The sequence below is a fragment of the Mesorhizobium sp. NZP2298 genome, from assembly GCF_013170825.1.
In the GTDB taxonomy this organism is placed as follows: domain Bacteria; phylum Pseudomonadota; class Alphaproteobacteria; order Rhizobiales; family Rhizobiaceae; genus Mesorhizobium.
Window position 1 is genome coordinate 5,760,050 of sequence record NZ_CP033365.1, and the last position, 21,141, is coordinate 5,781,190.

The following is a 21,141-nucleotide window of genomic DNA, read 5'->3' on the forward strand; positions in this document are numbered from 1 at the left end:
CGCGTCAGGCGGCGAGTTTGGCGCGCTCGGCGATTGCCGCGGCGGGTGGTGCGGCGGTGTCGACGCCCATTTCCTTCAAAGACCGTGCCGCCGCATCGACGACGCGGCGCATCACATGTTCGTCCATCTGGCCGATGCAGCCGACGCGGAAGGAATCCACGACGGTCAGCTTGCCCGGATAGATGATGAAGCCCTTGTCCTTCATCTTTTCGTAGAAACGATCGAAGGCGAAGTTGGCGTGGGCCGGATTGAAGAAGGTGACGATGATCGGCGACAGCCAGCGGTCTTTCAGCAAAGTCTCGAAGCCGAGCTCGCGCATGCCGGCGACCATGACGTCACGGTTCCTGGTGTAGCGGGCGCCACGGCCGGCGACGCCGCCTTCGGCCTCGTGCTGGCGCAGTGCTTCGAGGAAAGCGGCGACGACATGGGTCGGCGGGGTGTAGCGCCACTGGCCTGTCTTGTTCATGTGCGCCCACTGCGCATGGACATCGAGCGACAATGAATGGCTGCTTCCCTTGGCGGCTTCAAGTTCGCTCTTGCGGGCGATGATGAAGCCGAAGCCCGGCACGCCCTCGATGCATTTGTTGGCGGAGGAAACCATCGCCTCGTAGCGGATCTCGTTGACGTCGAGCGCAACGGCGCCGAAGGCGCTCATCGAATCGACCAGCAGCTTGCGGCCCTTTGCATGCACCGCTTCGGCTATCTCGGCGACCGGGTTGAGGATGCCCGAGCTGGTCTCGCAATGGATGGCGATGACATGGGTGATGGCGGGATCCGCCTCGAGAGCGGCCGCCACCTCGTCGCCGCGCGGCGGCAGATAGTCGCCCTTGTCGATCAGCGTATAGTCGCGGCCGAGATATTGCATGGTCTGCGCGGCGCGCAAGCCGTAGGCGCCGTTGGCCAGCACCAGCACCTTGCCGTCCCTCGGCACGAACGAACCGAGCATCGCCTCGACGCAGAAAGAACCGCTGCCCTGCATTGGCACGCAATCGAACTCGTCATTTGCGTCCCCGGTCAGCGCCAGCAGGCGGCGGCGCATGTCTGATGTCATGGCCCGGAAGTCGCCGTCCCAGGATCCCCAGTCGCGCAGCATCGCCTGCTTGACCGAACAGGCCGTGGTGAGCGGGCCCGGGGTCAACAGATACGGCTCGCCCAGCGCCGGCCTAGCCAGCGGCTCCGCGGCAAATTTCGTCTCGGCGAGCATGGTGTCCTCCGACAGATCGCTGCTTTTTGATGTGGCCTCATTCTTGGCCCGAATGACATATTTGTAAAATCGTTATTTTGTATCGAAGTATCGATTCTGACGATAGTCCGTAAGGGTCGTGCGGCACAAATTGCATTCGGTCATGACACGGTTGTGAAGCCGGATAAGTCCGCTTTGGTTACATAAGACAAATCGTTAATCTCTGACTTTTGAAAATCCAGGCTTATGATAAATTACCCTGCGATTCCGGCACCGAGGTGAAAAAGATGCGCTATGTCCAGCTACGAGCCTTTCATCAAGTAGCGATCTCCGGTGGTTTTTCGCGGGCCGCCGAAGCGCTGTTCCTCACTCAGCCGGCGATATCGGATCAGGTGCGCAAGCTGGAGGAAGAGTATGACGTGCTGCTCTTCAATCGGAACAAGAAGCAGGTCACGCTGACCCATTCGGGCCAGAAGCTGCTCGAAATAACCCACCGCATGTTCGATACCGAGCAGCAGGCGCTCGAACTTCTGACGGAGTCGCGCGCGCTGCGTTCCGGCACGCTGCGCATCGTCGCCGATGCCGCACACCATTTGCTTCATATACTCGGCAGCTTCCGGGCCCGCTATCCCGGCGTCCAGGTTTCGGTGCGCGCCGGCAACACCGAGACGGTGATCAGCAGCCTCTACAGCTACGATGCCGATATTGGTGTCCTGGGCGAGGTGCCGACCGGGCGCGATTTCGAGGTGCTGAAACTGAATTCGACGCCGATCATCGCCTTCACCTCCATCGACCATCCGCTGTCGGGCAAGAAGTCGCTGACGCTGAAACAACTCGCGCAGGAGCCACTTGTCATGCGCGAGCGCGGTTCGAAGACGCGGCAGAAGCTCGAGGACCTGGCCGCGGCGTCGAAGGTCGAACTCAGGCCGGTGATCGAGGCGGAGGGCCGCGAAGCCGTCCGCGAGATCGTTGCCTCGGGTGCCGGCATCGGCTTTGTCTCGGCGGCCGAGTTCGGCCAGGATTCGCGTCTGGTACCGATCACCATCGACGCGCCCGAAACCTTGATGGACGAAGCGCTGATCTGCCTGCGCGAACGCAGCGGCGGCAAGCTCGTGCGTGCCTTTCTCGATATGGCGCGCTCGATGTCGGCGGATTAAGCGGCAGCCCTGATCTCTAGCGCATCCGCCTTCACCCGCTCCGACTTCGGATCGTAAGGGCTGCGCAGATGCGCCGTGGCGGCATGGCGCACGCCGGCAAGGTCGATTTCGAAACGGCCGCCCGTGAGGAACGCGGCATCGACGCCGGCTTCATTCTCGATCAGCCCGAGCGCCACCGATCGGCCGAGCGTGTGGCCGTAGGCGGCTGAGCGAACCTCGCCGACAGGCTTGTCGTCGCGCAGGATCAGTTCGCCGCCCCACAGCATCGGCTCGGCATCGTCGAGCGTGAACAGCACGATCCTTTTTGCCGGTGCCGTCGACCTTGCCTCGACCAGCCTATCGCGGCCGATGAAGCCGCCCGGCTTGTCCATGGCGACAGCGAAGCCAAGCCCGGCCTGCCAGGGATTGATATCAGGCGTCAATTCCCTGCCCCAGGCGCGAAAACCCTTTTCGATACGCAGGGCGTCGAGCGCGTAGTAACCGGCATCGATCAGCCCAAATTCACGGCCCGCTTCATGCAGCGCCTCGTAGACGCCGACGGCGAATTCGGTCGGCACGATCAGTTCCCAGCCGAGTTCTCCGACATAGGTCATGCGATTGGCATAGGCGGTGGCGTAGCCGATATCGATCTCGCGGATGGTGGCGAAGGGGAAAACGGCATTGGAAAAGTCCGATGACGACAATTTGCCGAGGAGATTGCGCGAGCGCGGCCCCATCACAGCCAGCACCGCATAGGACGAGGTGACGTCGGTCAGGATCGCATGTGCATTGGATGGGATGTTCTTGACGATCCAGTCGGCGTCGTGGACCGCTTGCGCCGCGCCGGTGACGACAAGGAATCTTTCGGCGGCAAGCCGCATCACGGTGAGATCGCTTTCATAGCCACCGCGGGCGTTGAGCACACCGGTGTAGACGGAGGTGCCTATGGGCATATCGACATTGCCGGCGCAGATCCGGTTGAGCACCGCGCAGGCGTCGCGGCCCTGGACGAGAAGCTTGGCGAAGGAGGTCTGGTCGAAGATGGCGACGGCCTCGCGCGTCGCCTTCATTTCGCGTCTAACGGCCTCGTGCCAGTTCTGGCGGCCGAAGGCATAGTCATTCCCGGCCTTCTCTCCCGGGGCCGCGAACCAGTTGGCGCGCTCCCATCCCATCTTGGAGCCGAAGCAAGCGCCCTTGGCGGCCAGCCGGTCGTGGAGCGGCGAGCGGCGGAACGGCCTTGCGGTGTCCAGTTCGCGGTTCGGCCAGGGCATGGCGTAGTGCAGGCCGAGCGTCTCCCTGACCCGGTCATGCAGCCAACGCGGATTGTTGTTGAAGGAGGCGAAGCGCCTGATGTCGACCGGCCAGAGATCCATGGTCGGCGCGCTGTTGACGATCCATTCGGCGAGCGCCCTGCCCGCGCCGCCGGCGCTGGCGATGCCCATTGAATTGAAGCCTGCGCCAACATAGAAATTCTTCAGCTCCGGCGCCTCGCCCAGGATGAAATTGTTGTCGGGCGTGAAGCTCTCGGGACCGTTGTAGAATTTCTTGACCTCGGCCTGCGCCAACTGCGGCACGCGGACCAGCGCGTTTTCCATCAGGATCTCGAACTGGTCCCAATTGTCAGGCAACAGCGCGAATTCGAAATTCTCGGGAATGCCGTTCATACCCCATGGCTTGGCGTGCGGTTCGAAGCCGCCCATGACCAGGCCGCCGACCTCTTCCTTGAAGTAGATGAAGCCGTCGGGGTCACGCATGACTGGCAGGTCCGGATGCACGCCCTCGATCCGGCCGGTGACGATGTACATATGCTCGGCCGAGTGCAGTGGCACCGAGACGCCGCACATCAGTCCGACCTTGCGCGCCCATTGGCCGGCGCAGTTGACGACGATCTCAGCTGCGATGTCGCCACGATCGGTCTCGACACCACAGACGACGCCGTTCCTGATGCTGATGCCGGTGACCTTGACCCGCTCGAAGATTTTCGCCCCGCGGTTGCGCGCGCCCTTGGCCAGCGATTGCGTCAGATCCGTTGGATTGGCCTTGCCGTCGCCCGGCAACCAGACGGCGCCGACCAGATCGTCCGTCGCCATCACCGGCCATAGATTTCCGGCTTCCCTGGGCGAGATGACATCGATCTCCACCCCTTGAGCACGGGCCGAAGCGGCCGTGCGCTTCAGCACTGTCATCCGGTCGGCGGTACGCGCCACCGACAGCGAACCGCAATTCCTCCAGCCGGTGGCGAGACCGGTCTCGGCCTCTAGTTCGCTGTAGAGCTGCGTGGAATAGCGGATCAGGCTGGTCATGTTGGAGTGGCTGCGCAACTGCCCGACCAGGCCGGCGGCATGCCAGGTGGTGCCGCCGCTAAGTTGGCCCTGCTCGAGCAGGACAACATCGGTCCAACCAAGCTTGGTCAGATGATAGGCGACCGAACAGCCGATGATGCCGCCGCCGACAATGACGACACGTGCCTGGGTTGGAAATTCATGTGCCATGAGCGGTCCGCCACGTGAGGAATGGCCGGCACACTATCACAGGAAGGTCAAATATCAACTCAAAAAGTCACAAAATATCACATCAATATCGCCACGATGAGTCCGGGGCCCTTTTTCGAAAGCGCTTCGACAAGCGCCGGTTCGGGACTGGCGTCGACGATCACGCCGGCGGCGCGGTCGAAGTTTGGAATCCTGAGCGGCGTCAGCTTGCCGAACTTGCTGCTGTCGAGCACGAAATAGGCCCTGCCTGCGAGCGCGATCATGCGGCCACGTTGCTCGGCCCCGGCGCGAGTGAAGTCGGTCACCTCTCCGTCCGGCGACAGGGCACCGCCGCCCAGAAAGGCGATGTCGACGCGAAAGCGGGACATGGCATCGAGCGTGTCGATGCCGAAAGCCGCTTCCTCGCCCGGATCGATCTCGCCACCCAGCATGTGCACGCGCATGCCGGGGACATGGCACAGATGCAGCGCGATCTTCAGGCTGGCGGTGCAGATGGTGAGATCGCGCAGCCCGGCCATGGCTTGCGCGACGGCAAAAGTGGTGGTGCCGGAATCGAGGAAGACAACCATTCCGTCCTTGATCAGGCCGGCGGCGGCCTTGCCGATTGCAGCCTTGCCTGGGGTATTTTCCTGGCTGCGCAGGCTCATCGCCGGTTCACTCGGCTCGAAGCGGGCGGCACCGCCATGCACGATGCCGAGCCTGCCCTGGTCCGCAAGCAGCTTCAAATCGCGCCGGATGGTTTCGCGCGAGACATCGAAGAACTCGGCCAGTTCGGCGACGCTGACGGAACCCTGGGCGCTCAGCCGCCTGAGGATCTCGTCGTGGCGGCGCGGGGCAAGGGCGCGCGCCGGCAAGTGACTGACGGGAGACATGGCGATCCTCGCGGAGGGCATTGATGTTGCAATATGTGGCAGCGAACGGATATTGACGCAACTGCACCTGGCGTTCCGGTATTTGATCAGCCCTCGGCGCTGCCTGTCGAGGCTCGTATTTTTCGCGACAGACCGCCGCCCTCTATCGCTTTGACGAGCGTCTCGCTTCCTTCGCCCAGATGCCGCCGCAGAATACTTACGGCCGTCTCGCCGTCTCGCCGGCGGCAGGCGGCCAACAGGTCGCGATGCTCGCTCTGCGAGCGCGTACGATAGTCGAGGTTCGACAAGAGGATGCGGACATAGCGATCGGCGGCGTTGTGATGCGCCTCGATCAGGCCGAGCAGACGCTGGTTGCCGCAGGCATTGTAGAGCGACAGATGAAAGGTGCGGTTCAGGACACCCCAGCGGCCGACATTGCGCTCCGCATCGATCTGATCGAGCGCCTGTTCGGCCTCATCGAGCTTGCTGTCCGACAAAGCCAGCACGGACAGCCGCAGCGCTTCGCATTCGAGCAATTCGCGCACAGCGTAGATCTCGCTGATTTCGGCGCCGTCCATCCGGGCGACATGCGCTCCCTTGGTCGGATGGATGGAGACAATGCCCTCCGCCTCCAATTGGCGAAGGGCGTCTCGAATCGGCATGCGGCTGAAGCCGAACTGCTCGGCCAAGTCGTCCTGGCGCAGCGTGGTTCCCGCCTTCAGCGTCCCGCTGGCTATGGCCTCGCGCAGGACATTGGCAACCTGCTCCGCCACGGTCTGCGGCCTCTCAATCAGGCCTTCGGAAAATCCGCGCAATCGATGCTCCCACCTCGGATGGCATCAGCCTAGTGGAAAAGCATCGAGGATATAAGTATCCTCGTGTACAGGATTGGGCTTGGCCGGGAACCGCTTGATCAATCGACCTGCACAGCAACCACCGCCGCGCAATCGCCGGCCTTGACCAGGCCGGGAAAATGCCGCGCCGCGAGCATGCCCGACATTTTTGCCCGAATCTCCTGCGGAACGATGCCGGTGCGGCCGGTAGAATGGATGCGCGCCAGAACCGAGCCTTCCTGGACGGGCTCGCCGAGATCGACCATGGTCTCGATCATGCCGTCGTCCTCGGCGAAAGAGAAGCAATCGCCGGACGGCATGTCCAGCCATTGAGTTCTACCCTTCTGGACCGCACCAGCAACAATGCCGGCGTGGCGCAGCACATTGAGAATGCCGCGCCGCGCGATCCGCACCGTTTGCGCGCGTGAGGTGCCGCCGCCGCCAAGCTCGGTGCTGACGAAGACCTTGCCCATTTCCTCCGCTGCCGTGTCGTACATGCCGACGGCATCGATCTCGATCATGCGCATCGAGAACGGGGCAGAGAATGCCGCCACCGCATCGAAGGCTTTCTGCTCGAGCGCCTTGTCGGGCACAGTGTGCGCGGCGCAGAACGGGACGAAGTCCAGCGTCTTTCCACCAGAGTGAAAGTCGAACACGATGTCGGCGCGGGGCAGCAATTCACGCTGGAAATAGTCGGCGATCTTCTCGGTCACCGTACCATCCGGCCGGCCGGGAAAGCTGCGGTTCATGTTGCCCTTGTCGATCGGCGACGTCCGCGTGCCGGCTCTGAAAGCCGGATAGTTCATTGCCGGCACGATGATCACCGTGCCGCTGACTTGCGCGGGATCGAGCGTACGGGCGAGATCGTAGAGCGCCAGCGGCCCTTCATACTCGTCGCCATGGTTGCCGCCGGAAAGCAACGCCGCCGGTCCCTTGCCGTTGCGGATGACGCAGATCGGGATCATCACCGAACCCCACGCAGAGTCGTCTCGGCTGTAGGGCAGGCGCAGGAAACCATGCTGGACACCGTCGCGGTCGAAATCGACGGTCGGTGCAATCGGCGACGGTCGGAGGCTGGACAGCGGGCTCAATTCTTCACCACCAGTTTGCGCGGCACATTGGCCAGACACTCTACACCGGTTTCGGTGATCAAGATGGATTCGGTGATTTCCAGACCCATCGTCTCCAGCCACAAGCCGGTCATGAAATGGAAGGTCATTCCGGGCTTGAGTTCGGTGCGGTCGCCGGGGCGCAGGCTCATGGTGCGCTCGCCCCAATCCGGCGGATAGGATAGGCCGATCGAGTAGCCGGTGCGGTTGTCCTTGACGATGCCGTACTTTTTCAGGACGGCGAAGAAGGCGTTGGCAATGTCCTCGCAGGCATTGCCGGGCTTTGCGGCCGCAAGCCCCGCCTCCATGCCTTCCAGCGTCGCTTTCTCGGCATCGAGAAATTCCTGCGTCGGTTTGCCGAGGAACACGGTGCGCGACAGCGGGCAATGGTAGCGCTTGTAGCAGCCGGCGATCTCGAAGAAGGTACCCTCGCCCCGCTTCATCGGCTGGTCGTCCCAGGTCAGGTGCGGCGCCGAAGCGTCCACGCCCGACGGCAGCAGCGGCACGATCGCCGGATAGTCGCCGCCAATACCGTCGACGCCGCGCGTGCCGGCATCATAGATCTCGGCGACGAGATCGCATTTGCGCATGCCGACTTCGATCTTGTCGACGATGCGCTGATGCATGGCTTCGACGATACGGGCGGCGTTGCGCATATAGTCGATCTCGGTCGGACTCTTCACCGCGCGCTGCCAGTTGACCAGCGCGGTGGCATCGACGAAGCGGGCATTGGGCAGATGCTTCTGCAGCGAGGCGAAGGCGGCGGCCGAGAACCAGTAATTGTCCATCTCGACGCCGATGGTGAGCTTGCCCCAGCCGCGATCGGCAAGCACGCTCGACAGGAAATCCATCGGATGCCGCTCGGTCGACTGCACATAATGGTCGGCATAGCCGACGATGTTGTCATGCGCGAGATAGGCGGTTCGCTTGGCGCCATTGGCATCCTGGCCTCGGCCATACCAAACCGGCTCGCCCGAAGGCGGCACGATGACCGCCTGGTGCACATAGAACGACCAGCCGTCATAACCGGTCAGCCAGGCCATGTTGGAGGGGTCGCTGACAACAAGGAGATCGACGCCCCTGACCTCCATGGCTTTCCGCGTTTTCGCGAGGCGATCGGCAAATTCGCCGCGCGAGAATTTCAGGTTTGGTTGCATGTTCTTGGTCCTCGTTTGTTGGAGCTTGCGCATGATCTTTTTCGGAAAACCGGTTTCCACTTTTCCGGATCATGCTCCAGCGACCCGCATCAGCTTTCAAAAATGGTTCCGGAGTTGGTCGCCAGCGCGCGGTCGCGGGCGAGCGCGGCTATCGCGGTGTCCTGCACGCCAGTGCCGGTCAAGTCGGCGATGGTGATGTCGCTGGCCGAGCGCCGGCCATGTTTGACGCCGGCGATGATCTGGCCGAGTTCGATGACTTCAGCATCAGCCGCCATCACTCCCGCCGCGATTGCATGGTGGAGTTCGCCCAGCCGCCGTGTTTGGTGGGCGCTATCAGCGACATAGAGATCGGCCATGCGCAGGATCGCAGGCGCGATCTCGTTCTTTTGCTCGGCATCCGAGCCCATGGCGGTGATGTGCTGCCCGGCGGCGACGAAGCCGGCCTTGATCAACGGCTCGGTCGACGGCGTGGTGGTAACGATGATGTCGGCGCCGGCAACGGCGCTTGCCGCGTCGGGCTCGGCGCGCACGACGATGCCCAGTCTTTCGCGCAAGCAGGCAGCAGTCGCTTCGGCCTTGCTGGCATCGCGCGCCCAGATGCGTGCTTCCTCGATCGGCCTGACAAGGCGCAATGCTTCCAATTGCAGACCTGCCTGCAAACCGGCGCCGAAAATCGCCGCCACGGTGGAGTCTTCGCGCGACAGATGCTTCGCCGCGACCGCGCCTGCCGCAGCGGTGCGGACATCTGTCAGGTAGCCATTGTCGAGCAGCAGCGCCTCGACCACACCCGTGTTTGCCGAAAGCAGTACCATCATGCCGCCACCGCTCGGCAGGCCGAGCTTCGGATTGTCGAAGAAGCCGGAGCTGATCTTAACGGCGAAGCCGTCGATACCGGGTACGTACGCGGACTTTACGTCGACCTCGCCGCGATGCTCGGGGATATCGAGCCGCAGGATCGGCGGCATCGCCACCGGCAAGGTAGCGAGCGCGCGAAAAGCGTTTTCGACGCAGGCAATGGCGTCGAGGTCGAGCATCACGATCTTGCGCAGTTCTCTCTCGATGAGGATCGTCATCCGGCTCATGCGGCACGCTCCGCGATCGCCTCACCGCAGATGATCCCGCGGTGCGCATTCATGTCGATGTTGCGGCCGGAGAGCAGAACCACCACCGGCCCTTTCGTCCTGACCTTGCCAGCGAGCAGCGCGGCGATGCCGACCGCGCCGGCGCCCTCGACGATCTCGCGCTCCTGTGCATAGGCATGGCGGATGCCGGCGGCGATCTCGTCCTCGCTGAGCAGGATGACGTCGTCGAGCAGGTCGCGGCACATGGCGAAGGTCAGCCTGTTGTCGAGGCCAATGCCGCCGCCGAGCGAATCCGCCAGCGTCGGCAGTTCCTCCACCAGGACAGGCCGGCCGGCATCGAGGCTCGCCTTCATCGCAGCACCACGCGCCATCGAGACGCCGATGACTTTTGTGCCTGGGCTGACGCCTTTGACGGCGGCAGCAACCCCTGAGGCCAGGCCACCGCCGGAGAGTTGCACAAGCACCATAGCGGCATCCGGAGCCTGCTCGATCATCTCCAGCCCGAGCGTGCCTTGCCCGGCGATGATGGCGGGATGATCGAAGGGCGGCAGCATGACCAGCCCCTCCTGCGCCACCAGCCGCTCGACCTCATGCTGCGCGTCGTCCTGGCTGTTGCCGACGATGCGGACCTCTGCGCCGAGTCGGCGGATCTCGTCCAGCTTGTTCTGGGGCACCAGACGCGACATGCAGATCACGGCGCGCATGCCTTCGAGTTTCGCCGCGTGCGCTAGAGCCCGACCGTGATTGCCGGTCGAGGCAGCAACGACACCGCGCGTCCTCTCTTCCGCGCTCAGCGAAGCGACGGCATTCGAGACGCCGCGCAGCTTGAAACTACCGGTGATCTGGCGGTGCTCGAGCTTGAGGTAAACCGGCACGCCAAAGCGTTGCGAAAGGCTCTGGGACGTGACGGTTGGTGTCCGCTCGACCTTGTTGTGAATTCGCTCGCGCGCGGCACTAATATCGCTCAGCATCACTGTCGCCATGATCGTCAGTCGCGCGGCAAAGGCAGCGTCATCAGACGGCCGAATTCAGGATGGGCTGTGTCGTCGCCACACAGCCGCAAACAATTCCAGGCGCTGGCCTGATTGCTGGTGACCACCGGGCGTCCGATCGCCTGTTCCATCCCAGTGACGGCAAGCGCACCGCGCAGCGCCGTGCAGGACACGAACAGCGCTTCCGCGCTCGCATCGGTCGTCTGGCGCGCGAGATCGATAAGCGCCGCTGGCGGAATGCGCGCCATCTCGCGATCGTCCTCCAAGCCGAGACAGGTGAAGCTGGCGATCTCGAAGCCACGCGCCGCGAAATACGTCGCCATCGGCCTGGAGGTTTCGACCGTGTAGGGCGTCAGAATGCTGATGCGACGCACGCCGAAGGCGTTCAGCCCGCGCACGCCCGCCATCGGCGGCGTGACCACGGGAACCCCCGGCTTGGCGGCCTGGATCGCCACCTCGATCTCGGCATCGCCGATCACGACCGAAGCCGAGGTGCAGGAATAGCAGATCGCGTCGAGCTTCTCGTCGGGCAGGATCAGGGCAGCGCCTGACGTCAGCGCCGGCTGCATCTTGCGCAGGTTTTCCGGTGTTGTCGGATTGGCATAGGGGATGCGCGCGACATAGACGCCGATGCGCTCGCTCGCGACCATGCGGCGAAAGTCCGGTTCGCTGGTGTGATCCGTGGCCAGGATGATCAGGCCGATACGCTGGTCGAGCGGACGATCATCGAGCAATGGCCGCTTCGGATGGACTGTGATTTCGGGCAAGGGTTTCATCGGTTACCTCTCGATCTTGCCGTAACGACGCTCCAGCCAGCGCAGCAGCACGACCGAACAAAGACTGATGGCGAGGAAGAAGGCGCCGACCAGCGTGATCGGCTCCAGATAACGATAGTAGGTGTTGGCGACGCTTTTCGCCTGGTTCATCAGCTCCAGCACGGTGATCGCCGAGAGCAGCGGCGTCTCCTTGAACATGGCGATGAAATAATTGGCCAGCGCGGGGATCATCGGTGGGATGGCCTGCGGGATGATGATGTGCGTCCAGGTCTGCCTGGCGTTGAGGTTGCAGGCCTTGGCGGCCTCCCACTGGCCGCGCGGCACGTTTTCGATGCCGGCGCGATAGACCTCCGCCGTGTAGGTGCCGTAATGCAGCCCGAGCCCGATGACACCGGCAACCAGCGGCGGCAGAAGAATGCCGATGTCGGGCAGCACATAGAAGATGAAATAGAGTTGCACCAGGAGCGGTGTGCCGCGGATGAATTCGGCCGCCCAGCCGACGGTACGCGACAGCACCTTGTTGGGCGAGCGGCGCGCCAGCGCGATGCCCAGCCCGACGATCGCCGCCAGCACCGAGCCGAGCAGCGTCGCCAGGATGGTGATCTTCACCCCCTGGATCATCGTCGGCAGGATCTGCCGGACAAAATCCCAATCCCAATCCATCAGCGAACCTTGGCCATCAGCGCGCCCCGGCCATCAGACACGCACTCCGTCAAGGCCGCGCGCCATGCGGCGCTCCAGCGAGCGCACGCCCCATGAGATGAGCAGCGCCAGGATGAAATAGATGACCAGAATGGTGGCGAAGGGCACCATGGTGTTGCCGGTCTGGGCGCGCACCACCTGCGCCTGGAAGGTGAGATCCGCGAGCGAGATCAGCGAGACCACCGACGTCGCCTTGAGCAATTCGATGACGTTGTTGCCGAAGGTCGGCAGCATCACCAGAAATGCCTGCGGCAGGATGACATGGCGCAAGCCTTGCCAGCGGCCGAGATTGAGCGCGATGCAGGCTTCATGTTGTTCGCGGCCGATCGATTGCACGGCGCCACGCACCACTTCGGCGGCATAGGCGCCGACATTCAAGCCGAGCGCCAGCACGCCGGCCTGGAGCGGGGTCAGTTCGAAACCCACCAAGGGCAACACGAAATAGGCGAAGAACAGCTGCACGAAGATCGAGGTGCCGCGGAAGAATTCTATGTAGGCGGTGGCAAGCGCGCGCAGCGCGAAGAAGCGCGACAGCCGCCCCATGCCGGCAAGAAAGGCCATCACAAGGGCAAGCACCGACCCCATCAGCGTCAGCTCGATGGTGACAAGCGCTCCCTGCAATATCAGGCCGAAATAGCCGGACCACTGGGTCATTCGATTAGAGGTTCCAACGTTAGGCAGATGGGGGGCAGCGCGAACCAAGCAGAGCATGGCGCCGCCCCTCATCCGTCACTTCGTGACACCTTCTCCCCGTGAACGGGGAGAAGGCAAAAATCACTTCACCGCGCAGAGCTTGTCGCGCGTCGTCGACATCGCGGCCGCGGCCGAGAAGCCGTAGGGCTCGATGATCTTGGCGAACTCGCCCGACTTCTTCATCTTGGCGAGCTCGACGTCAAAGGCATCGCGCAGCGCCTCGTCGCCCTTCTTGAAGGCGGCGCCATCGCAATAGACCGGCGCGCCCTGCACCGGCGCGATGACCTCGAGGTTCGGATCATTGGCCTTTTTCATCAGATCGTTGATCGACAGGACCGGCAGCGAGTAAGCGTCGATGCGGCCATCCTGTACCATCTTCAGGCCGCTCTGGCCGTCCGGCACGACGATGACGCGTTCGCGCGGTACGCCGGCGTTGAGCGCCAGTTTCTCCTCGGTGCCACCGCCGGGCGCGCCGATGGTGGCTGATGTGTCCTTCGCAACGTCCTCGTAGCTCTTGAAGCCCTTCGGATTGCCCTTCTTCACCAGCATCGCCTCGGCGTCGCACAGCACCGGCTCGGAATAGGCGACCGCGGCGCAACGCTCCGGCTTCATGAACAAGCCGGCGGTGACGACGTCGAAGCGACCGGCCTGCAGACCGGGGATCATGGCGCCATATTCCGAGATCGAGGCGACGACATCGGCGACGCCAAGCCGCTTGAAGATCTCACGCGCCACGTCGGGCGCGGCGCCCGAAACCTTGCCGTCGGCGGCGACCGCCGTATAGGGCGGTTCATTGGCGATGGCGAGACGGGCGAAGCCCTGCGACTTGAGCTGCTCGAGCTTGCTGTCGTCGGCCGAGCCCGGAATCGAGGCGGCCAGGACTGCCGTCAGTGCAAGGCCGGCGACGCCGGCCAGAATGCCAAGTTTCTTCATTGTTCCCAACTCCTTGTTCTTGGTTTTGTCATCTTGGTTTTGATTGAGGGACGGCTTCGCCTTCCCTCGGGCATGGCGGTCAGACGCGGTGTCCGGCCGCGATGATCTTCTTCAGGAAGCCTTGCGTGCGCTCCTGTTTGGGATGGCGGAAAATCTCGTCGGGCTTGCCTTCCTCGACGATCTTGCCGCGATCGAAGAACAGCACCCGGTCAGCGAAATCGTGGGCGAAGCCCATCTCATGAGTGACCAGCAGCATGGTCATGTCGGTCTCGGCGCAGAGCCGCCACAAGACGTTCAACACCTCCTCCACCAGCTCCGGATCGAGCGCCGATGTCACCTCGTCGAACAGCATGATCTTGGGCTGCGGAGCGAGTGCCCTGGCGATCGCCACGCGCTGCTTCTGGCCGCCGGACAGTTGCGCCGGCATCGCCTTGGCCTTGTCGGCCATGCCGACCATGTCGAGCAGCTCCATCGCCCTCTTCTCGGCGGCGGCGCGCGGCGTGCCCTTGGTCAGCATCGGCGCCAGCGTCACATTGTCGATGACGCTCTTGTGTGGAAACAGGTTGAACAGCTGGAAGACCATGCCGATCTTCTGGCGCATCCGCGCCAGATGCCGCTCGTCGGCCGGCAGCAACTGGCCGTTGCGCTCCATGTGGTAGAGATGCTCGCCCTCGATCTGGATGTGACCGCCGTCGATGCGCTCCAGTGTCATCAGGATGCGCAGGATCGTGGTCTTGCCCGAGCCGGAGGGGCCGATCAGCGCCAGCTTCTCGCGCGGCATGACCTGCATCGACAGCCCGTCCAGCACCTTGAAGGCTCCGAAGCTCTTCGAAATGGCATCGACCTTGATGATGGGTGCGGACAAATGAATTTCCCCGTGCTGGAGAAGCCTGTGCCCTTAACGATGCGGAACGAGCCAAATCATGTCAATTAGGAAAATAATATCATGACAATTATTCTGATTCCGCACAATTTCGAAGCATAGTCGGCCTAAATCGCCAGCAGCAGATGCTCCGGATCGCCAAGCAAGAGCTTGGTGACAACGCCGAGACCGGCGCGCAGTTCCCCTTCGGTGGTCGAGCCCAGCGAGATACGGACCGCCGGATGCCACGGCGCATCCGAAATGCGGAAAGATGTGCCAGGGGCGATCGCCACGCCCTGCAGCCGGGCCTGGGCGACAAAGCCCTCCTCGGCGCGGTCGTCGGGCAGCTGCAGCCAGACGTGCAGCCCGTCGCGCCGTGCGCGATAGTCAATCCCGGCAAGCACCTCCGCTGCGATATCCTGCCGCCGCCGCAGGGCCGTGCGCTGCCAGCGGACGAGTTCCATCGCGGTGCCGTCTGTCACCCATTTGGTGGCGATCTCGGCCACCAGCGGCGTGGCCATCCAGTTGGAGACCAGGTGCCGGTTGGCGACGGCGGCGACATAGCGGTCGGGCGCGGCGAGATAGCCGATGCGCAGACCTGGCACGGTGATCTTGGTGAAGGAGGTGACGTAGAGCGTGCGCTCCGGGGCAAAGGCAGCGACCGGCGGCGGCCGGTCCTCGACCAACGGCCCTAGTACATCGTTCTCGATGATGGCGATGTCATGCTTGCGCGCGACCGCGGCGATCTCGGCGCGTCGAGCCGCATCCATCAGCGTTGCCGTCGGATTGATCACCGAAGGCTGCACAAACACGGCGCGGATGTCGGAAAGCCGGCAGGCCTCGTCCAGCGCTTCCGGGATCAGGCCATTGTCGTCGATCGGCAGGCCTTCGAGGTTGAAGCCGAGATAGCGCGCCAGGGGCACCAGCGTGTGATGGCCGATCGCCTCGGTGGCGACGGTCGATCCCGGCGGCGCCACGCTCATCAGCGCCACCGTCATGCCGGCGGTGGCGCCGTTGGTCAGGCTGATATTCTGCGCGGAGGCATCGAGCCCGCACAGTTTCAGCCATTCGACCGCCACGGCACGGTGGCGCGGAAACACCATATTCGGCCGGAAGGATAGCGCCGAACTCGACGGCAGGTTTTCGGCGAGCCACCCCAATGCCTGCTTCAACCGCTCCAGATGCATCGGCTCGCAGACCGGCTTCAGGATGGAAAGGTCGATGACCTCGCCAAGACGCTCCGGCAGATAGGGCGGTTCCGGTTCGCGGCGCTGCGTCTGGACAAAGCTGCCACGGCCGATCTCGCCCGAAATCAGGCCGCGCCGGATCAGTTCCTCATAGGCGCGGCTGACCGTTTGCACCGACAGTTTGAGGTCATCGGCCAGCCGGCGATGCGTGGGCAGACGGGCGCCATTGGCAAGACGCCCGTCATGGATGGCGCGCGCGAACTGGTCGGCCAGCGATTGATAGGCTGGCCGCCGGATGAGCGCGGGATCTGGTTGCCACAATGTCATGACTTATTAGAGATCGAAATCAGTGCAATTGACAATCGAAATAATGCGCCATCATGCTACCGTGGACGAAAAAGTGGGCTCTGATGACTGCAGCGAAACTCGACGCGATCGACCTCAAAATCCTGGACGCCATCCAGCGCGACGGGCGCATCACCAAGCTGGCGCTGGCCGAGCAGGTGGGGCTGTCGCCGACGCCGTGCTGGATGCGGCTGCGCAAGCTGGAAAAGGCCGGCATCGTTTCGGGCTATCACGCCCGGATCGCCATGCGCGTCGTGGCGCCGGTCGCCACCGTGCTGATGGAGGTGACGCTTGCCAGCCACCGCCAGGCTGATTTCGACCGCTTCGAGCGCGTCATCCGCGACATCCCCGAGATCGTTGCCTGCTGGTCGGTGGGTGGCGGCGTCGATTATCTGCTGAAGGTGATGGCGCGCGACATCGATGCCTACCAGCGGCTGGTCGACGGCTTGCTCGAGCGCGAGATCGGGATCGACCGCTATTTCACCTACATCGTGACCAAGACGGTGAAGGAAGAGATCGTGCTTCCCATCGCCGAGTTGCTGCCGGCGTCGCCGTAGTGCCGGAGAGATCGTCTGCGGAGGCGGCACAATAGAGAGAATCTCTCTCCTTCAGGACGCCCAAACAGCCTCTCTGTCTGCGCATGGCGGATAGTCTTCCCGTACCAGTCCGAACCGGGAGGCCTCGACCATGTCCGCGCATTTCGCCCGCTCGCATCGCCACGAAGCGCTCGACCGCCTCGCCGACCGCCGGCTGCTGCGCGAGTTGGCCTATGTCGACGGCCACTGGACGGCGAGCGAGGCCGCCGAAAGTTTTGAGGTCACCGATCCGGCGACCGGCACCACGGTCGCCTTCGTTGCCGCGCTGGATGCGCGGCAAACGACAAAAGCGATCGATGCCGCCGCATGCGCCTTTCCTGCCTGGCGGTCGCTGCTGCCGCAGGAGCGGTCAAGAATCCTGCGAAAATGGTTCGAGCTGATCATCGCAGCGAAAGACGATCTGGCTCTGCTGATGACGCTGGAGCAGGGCAAGCCCCTGCAGGAGTCGCTCGGCGAGATCGACTACGCCGCCTCCTTCGTCGAATGGTACGCGGAGGAAGCCAAGCGCCTCAACACCGAGAGCGTCACCAGCCATCTGCCGAACGCGGAAATGATGATACGCCGCGAACCGCTCGGCGTCGTCGGCGTCGTCACACCGTGGAATTTTCCGTCGGCCATGTTGACCCGCAAGGCGGCCGCCGCCCTTGCCGCCGGCTGCACCATCGTCGCGCACCCGTCCTCGGAAACGCCGCTGTCGGCGCTGGCGCTGGCCGAACTTGGCGAGCGCGCCGGTCTGCCGGCCGGGGTCTTCAACATCGTCACAGGCAGGGCCGCGACCATCATCGGGCGGATGTGCGAGGATCCGCGAATCCGTGGCATGAGCTTTACCGGCTCGACCGAGATCGGCAGGCTGATCGCGGCACAGAGTGCGCCGACGATGAAGCGGCTGGTGATGGAGCTTGGCGGCCACGCGCCACTGATCGTCTTTGCCGATGCCGATCTGGACAAAGCGGTAGGCATTGCCATCGATGCCAAATTCGCCACATCGGGCCAGGATTGCCTTGCCGCCAACCGGATCTATGTCCAGCGTCCGCTCTACGAGCGCTTCTGTGCCGCCTTTGCGAGGCGCATCGAGGCGCTGCGGACCGGTAACGGCCTTGCCGATAAAACCGACATCGGACCGCTGATGCATGAGCGCGCCGTCGCAAAGGTCGAGGAACAGGTCGCCGATGCGCTTGCCCATGGCGCGCGCTGTCTCACTGGCGGCAAGCGGCATCAGGCTGGGCCATTGTTCTACCAGCCGACACTGCTGGCCGATGTCGCCGATGAGGCGTTGATCATGCACGAAGAGACCTTCGGGCCGGTCGCGGCGGTCACGCCCTTCGACAGCGAGGACGAGGTCATCGGACGCGCCAACGCCACCGAATACGGCCTGGTCGCCTATGTCGTGACAGAGAACGGCGCGCGCCAGCAGCGCATGGGCCGGGCGCTCGACTATGGCATGGTTGCCGTCAACCGCGTCAAGATCACCGGCGCGCCGATCCCCTTTGGCGGCGTCAAGCAATCCGGCATCGGCCGCGAAGGTTCGCGCCATGGGCTGGAGGCTTTCACCGATCTCAAATATCTCTGCCTGAATGTGGCTTAAGCCGCGCCCGGTTTGTCTTTCAAGGAGTCAAGAAAAGATGCTCGACCAGTCCAACGAACTCAATGCCTGGGATCGCGACCACTTCTTCCATCCCTCGACGCATATGGGCACGCATGCGCGGGGTGAGAGCCCGACCCGCATCATGGCCGGCGGTGAAGGCGTCACCGTGTGGGACAACAATGGCAAGAAGAGCATCGATGCCTTTGCCGGCCTCTATTGCGTCAATGTCGGCTACGGCCGCCAGAAGATCGCTGATGCGATCGCAACCCAGGCGAAGAACCTTGCCTATTATCATGCGTATGTCGGCCACGGCACCGAGGCCTCGATCACGCTTGCCAAAATGATCATCGACCGCGCGCCCAAGGGCATGTCGAGGGTCTATTTCGGCCTCTCCGGCTCCGACGCCAACGAAACCAACATCAAGCTGATCTGGTACTACAACAACGTGCTCGGCCGGTCGGAGAAGAAGAAGATCATCTCGCGCTGGCGCGGCTATCACGGCTCGGGCGTGATGACGGGATCGCTGACCGGGCTCGACCTGTTCCACAACGCTTTTGACCTGCCGCGCGCGCCGATCCTGCACACCGAAGCGCCTTACTATTTCCGCCGCGCCGACCGCTCGATGAGCGAGGAGCAGTTCTCGCAACACTGTGCCGACAGGCTCGAGGAGATGATCCTGGCCGAAGGGCCAGAAACCGTTGCCGCCTTCATCGGCGAGCCGATCCTCGGCACTGGCGGCATCGTGCCGCCGCCTGCCGGTTATTGGGAAAAGATCCAGGCGGTGCTGAAGAAATATGACGTGCTGCTGGTCGCCGACGAGGTGGTTACGGGCTTCGGTCGGCTGGGCACCATGTTCGGCTCCGACCATTACGGCATCAAACCGGACCTGATCACCATCGCCAAGGGCCTGACCTCGGCCTATGCGCCGCTTTCGGGCGTCATTGTCGCCGACAAGGTGTGGCAGGTGCTGGTCGAAGGTTCCGACAAGCTCGGCTCGCTCGGCCATGGCTGGACCTATTCGGCGCATCCGATCTGCGTTGCCGCGGGCGTGGCCAATCTCGAACTGATCGACGAGATGGATCTGGTGACAAATGCCCGCGAGACCGGTGCCTATTTCCGGGCCGAACTGGCAAAGGCCGTCGGTGGCCACAAGAATGTCGGCGACGTGCGCGGCGACGGCATGCTGGCGGCGGTCGAGTTCGTCACCGACAAGGACGACCGGGTGTTCTTCGATGCTTCGCAAAAGATCGGTCCGCAAGTGGCGACGGCGCTTGCCGCCAGCGGCGTCATCGGCCGCGCCATGCCGCAGGGCGACATACTCGGCTTCGCGCCGCCGCTCTGCCTGACGCGCGAAGAAGCCGACATCGTGGTGGCCAAGACCGCCGATGCGGTGAAAAGCGTGTTTGCCAATCTCTAAAATCGACGATGAATGCCATGACAGAAAATCTCCCCGCCACCATGGCCGCCGTGCTGCTCACCGGGCACGGCGGACCGGAAAAGCTCGTCTATCGCACCGACGTTAAGGTGCCTGCGCCCGCCCCGGGGGAAGTGTTGGTCAAGGTCAGCGCCTGCGGCATGAACAACACTGATGTCTGGGTGCGCCAGGGCGCCTATGGCACGGAAGAAGACGCTTCCGCCGTGTCGACCTGGCGGCGGCAGGGCAACACGCTTGTTTTCCCGCGCATCCAGGGCACCGACACGGTCGGCACCATCGTTGCGGTCGGTGATGGCGTTTCGCCAGACCGTATCGGCGAGCGGGTTATGGTCGATTTCTCGATCTACAATCGCGACGACGATTCGTTGGCCGACATAGATTATATGGGCCACGGCCGCGACGGCGGTTATGCCGAGTATCAAACCGTGCCGGCCGAGAACGCGCATGTCGTCGACACGGAGATGAGCGATGTCGAACTGGCCACCTTCTGCTGTGCCTACCTCACCGGCGAGCAGATGCTGGAACGCGCTGGCCTGAAGGCCGGCGAGCGGGTGCTGGTCACCGGCGCCTCAGGCGGCGTCGGCTCGGGCATCGTGCAACTGGCACGGGCGCGCGGTGCCATTCCCTATGCCGTCGTTGGCAAGGGCAAGGAACAGGCGGTGCTCGACATCGGCGCCGAGGCCGTCATCACCCGTGGTGTCACCGACCTGCCGCAAGCGGTAGCCGAGGCGACCCACGGCCAGCCGGTCGATGTGGTGGCCGATCTCGTCGGCGGCGCGATCTTCAATGACCTGTTGCGTATTCTCAGGCCCGAAGGCCGTTACACCACCGCCGGTGCGATCGCCGGTCCGGTCGTGCAGCTCGATCTCAGGACCATGTATCTCAAGCAACTGCAGTTGCATGGCTCCAGCCAGGGCACGCGCGCCGATTTCCGCCGGATCGTTGGATATATCGAGGCGAGAAAAATCCGGCCGCTGGTCGGCGGCGTCTACAGGCTCTCCGATTTCCACCACGCGCAGGCGGATTTCGTTGCCAAGGATTTTGTCGGCAAGCTGGTGGTGGTGCCCGATGCTGTCGCGGAGCAGCCGGCGTCGTTCTAGAAATCTCCCCCCGCTTCTGCCGGCCTTCTCGCCGCTGCCACAATGGGAATGACTTGCAGTCCAGCCAGCAAGTCGCCACAAACGGCGATGCC

Annotated in this window: 19 protein-coding genes; 5 read left to right on the forward strand and 14 right to left on the reverse strand. The window is 63.5% G+C overall.

The features are described from left to right. Window positions 1-4 precede the first annotated feature (4 nt). Window positions 5-1,204: a 2-aminoethylphosphonate--pyruvate transaminase gene (locus EB231_RS27860; protein WP_172351640.1), complete on the reverse strand. Its 1,200-nt coding sequence runs from the start codon at window positions 1,202-1,204 to the stop codon at window positions 5-7. Window positions 1,205-1,470: 266 nt separating this feature from the next. Here EB231_RS27860 and EB231_RS27865 point away from each other — a divergent pair, with 266 nt between their 5' ends. After that, entirely contained in the window at window positions 1,471-2,340 is an 870-nt protein-coding gene (locus EB231_RS27865) for a LysR substrate-binding domain-containing protein (RefSeq protein WP_172351641.1), read from the forward strand. Here EB231_RS27865 and EB231_RS27870 read toward each other — a convergent pair. The 13 genes from EB231_RS27870 to ehuR form a co-directional block, all read right to left on the reverse strand. Continuing rightward, window positions 2,337-4,811 (reverse strand): GcvT family protein, encoded by a 2,475-nt coding sequence (locus EB231_RS27870; RefSeq protein WP_172351642.1) that lies wholly within the window; start codon window positions 4,809-4,811, stop codon window positions 2,337-2,339. The two genes, EB231_RS27865 and EB231_RS27870, sit on opposite strands and share 4 nt — an antisense overlap. 77 nt (window positions 4,812-4,888) lie before the next feature. Then, complete coding sequence (locus EB231_RS27875) at window positions 4,889-5,683, reverse strand: DeoR/GlpR family DNA-binding transcription regulator (protein WP_172351643.1); 795 nt, start codon at window positions 5,681-5,683, stop codon at window positions 4,889-4,891. An 86-nt stretch (window positions 5,684-5,769) separates the two neighbouring features. Beyond that, a complete protein-coding gene (locus EB231_RS27880) occupies window positions 5,770-6,477 on the reverse strand; it encodes a GntR family transcriptional regulator (protein ID WP_246740732.1) in 708 nt (235 codons plus the stop codon). Window positions 6,478-6,575: 98 nt separating this feature from the next. Then, complete coding sequence (doeB, locus tag EB231_RS27885) at window positions 6,576-7,577, reverse strand: N(2)-acetyl-L-2,4-diaminobutanoate deacetylase DoeB (protein WP_172353042.1); 1,002 nt, start codon at window positions 7,575-7,577, stop codon at window positions 6,576-6,578. A gap of 5 nt (window positions 7,578-7,582) precedes the next feature. Next, window positions 7,583-8,761, reverse strand: a complete 1,179-nt coding sequence (gene doeA, locus EB231_RS27890) for an ectoine hydrolase DoeA (protein ID WP_172351644.1) — start codon at window positions 8,759-8,761, stop codon at window positions 7,583-7,585. An 89-nt stretch (window positions 8,762-8,850) separates the two neighbouring features. Continuing rightward, entirely contained in the window at window positions 8,851-9,843 is a 993-nt protein-coding gene (locus tag EB231_RS27895; RefSeq protein ID WP_172351645.1) for a cyclodeaminase, read from the reverse strand. Then, window positions 9,840-10,826 (reverse strand): hydroxyectoine utilization dehydratase EutB, encoded by a 987-nt coding sequence (gene eutB, locus EB231_RS27900; RefSeq protein ID WP_172351646.1) that lies wholly within the window; start codon window positions 10,824-10,826, stop codon window positions 9,840-9,842. The genes EB231_RS27895 and eutB overlap by 4 nt, the downstream gene beginning before the upstream one ends. Window positions 10,827-10,831: 5 nt before the next feature. Continuing rightward, entirely contained in the window at window positions 10,832-11,611 is a 780-nt protein-coding gene (gene eutA / locus EB231_RS27905; RefSeq protein ID WP_172351647.1) for an ectoine utilization protein EutA, read from the reverse strand. Between the two features lie 3 nt (window positions 11,612-11,614). Further along, window positions 11,615-12,274: an ectoine/hydroxyectoine ABC transporter permease subunit EhuD gene (gene ehuD, locus EB231_RS27910; RefSeq protein WP_172351648.1), complete on the reverse strand. Its 660-nt coding sequence runs from the start codon at window positions 12,272-12,274 to the stop codon at window positions 11,615-11,617. 33 nt (window positions 12,275-12,307) lie between these two features. Beyond that, on the reverse strand, window positions 12,308-12,967 hold the full coding sequence (gene ehuC / locus EB231_RS27915) for an ectoine/hydroxyectoine ABC transporter permease subunit EhuC (protein WP_172351649.1): 660 nt from the start codon (window positions 12,965-12,967) through the stop codon (window positions 12,308-12,310). Between the two features lie 120 nt (window positions 12,968-13,087). Further along, a complete protein-coding gene (gene ehuB / locus EB231_RS27920; RefSeq protein WP_172351650.1) occupies window positions 13,088-13,939 on the reverse strand; it encodes an ectoine/hydroxyectoine ABC transporter substrate-binding protein EhuB in 852 nt (283 codons plus the stop codon). Window positions 13,940-14,018: 79 nt separating this feature from the next. Continuing rightward, window positions 14,019-14,804: an ectoine/hydroxyectoine ABC transporter ATP-binding protein EhuA gene (ehuA, locus tag EB231_RS27925; RefSeq protein WP_281411402.1), complete on the reverse strand. Its 786-nt coding sequence runs from the start codon at window positions 14,802-14,804 to the stop codon at window positions 14,019-14,021. Between the two features lie 125 nt (window positions 14,805-14,929). Further along, a complete protein-coding gene (gene ehuR, locus EB231_RS27930; protein ID WP_172351651.1) occupies window positions 14,930-16,315 on the reverse strand; it encodes a MocR-like ectoine utilization transcription factor EhuR in 1,386 nt (461 codons plus the stop codon). 83 nt (window positions 16,316-16,398) lie between these two features. Here ehuR and EB231_RS27935 point away from each other — a divergent pair, with 83 nt between their 5' ends. The 4 genes from EB231_RS27935 to EB231_RS27950 all read left to right on the forward strand — a co-directional run bounded on the left by EB231_RS27935 (window position 16,399) and on the right by EB231_RS27950 (window position 21,049). After that, window positions 16,399-16,890, forward strand: a complete 492-nt coding sequence (locus tag EB231_RS27935; RefSeq protein ID WP_172351652.1) for an Lrp/AsnC family transcriptional regulator — start codon at window positions 16,399-16,401, stop codon at window positions 16,888-16,890. A 130-nt stretch (window positions 16,891-17,020) separates the two neighbouring features. Continuing rightward, window positions 17,021-18,514: an NAD-dependent succinate-semialdehyde dehydrogenase gene (locus tag EB231_RS27940; RefSeq protein WP_172351653.1), complete on the forward strand. Its 1,494-nt coding sequence runs from the start codon at window positions 17,021-17,023 to the stop codon at window positions 18,512-18,514. A 37-nt stretch (window positions 18,515-18,551) separates the two neighbouring features. Next, window positions 18,552-19,931, forward strand: coding sequence for an aspartate aminotransferase family protein (locus tag EB231_RS27945; protein WP_172351654.1), 1,380 nt, complete (start codon window positions 18,552-18,554; stop codon window positions 19,929-19,931). Between the two features lie 8 nt (window positions 19,932-19,939). Then, window positions 19,940-21,049, forward strand: a complete 1,110-nt coding sequence (locus EB231_RS27950) for an alcohol dehydrogenase family protein (RefSeq protein WP_172351655.1) — start codon at window positions 19,940-19,942, stop codon at window positions 21,047-21,049. Window positions 21,050-21,141 lie beyond the last annotated feature (92 nt).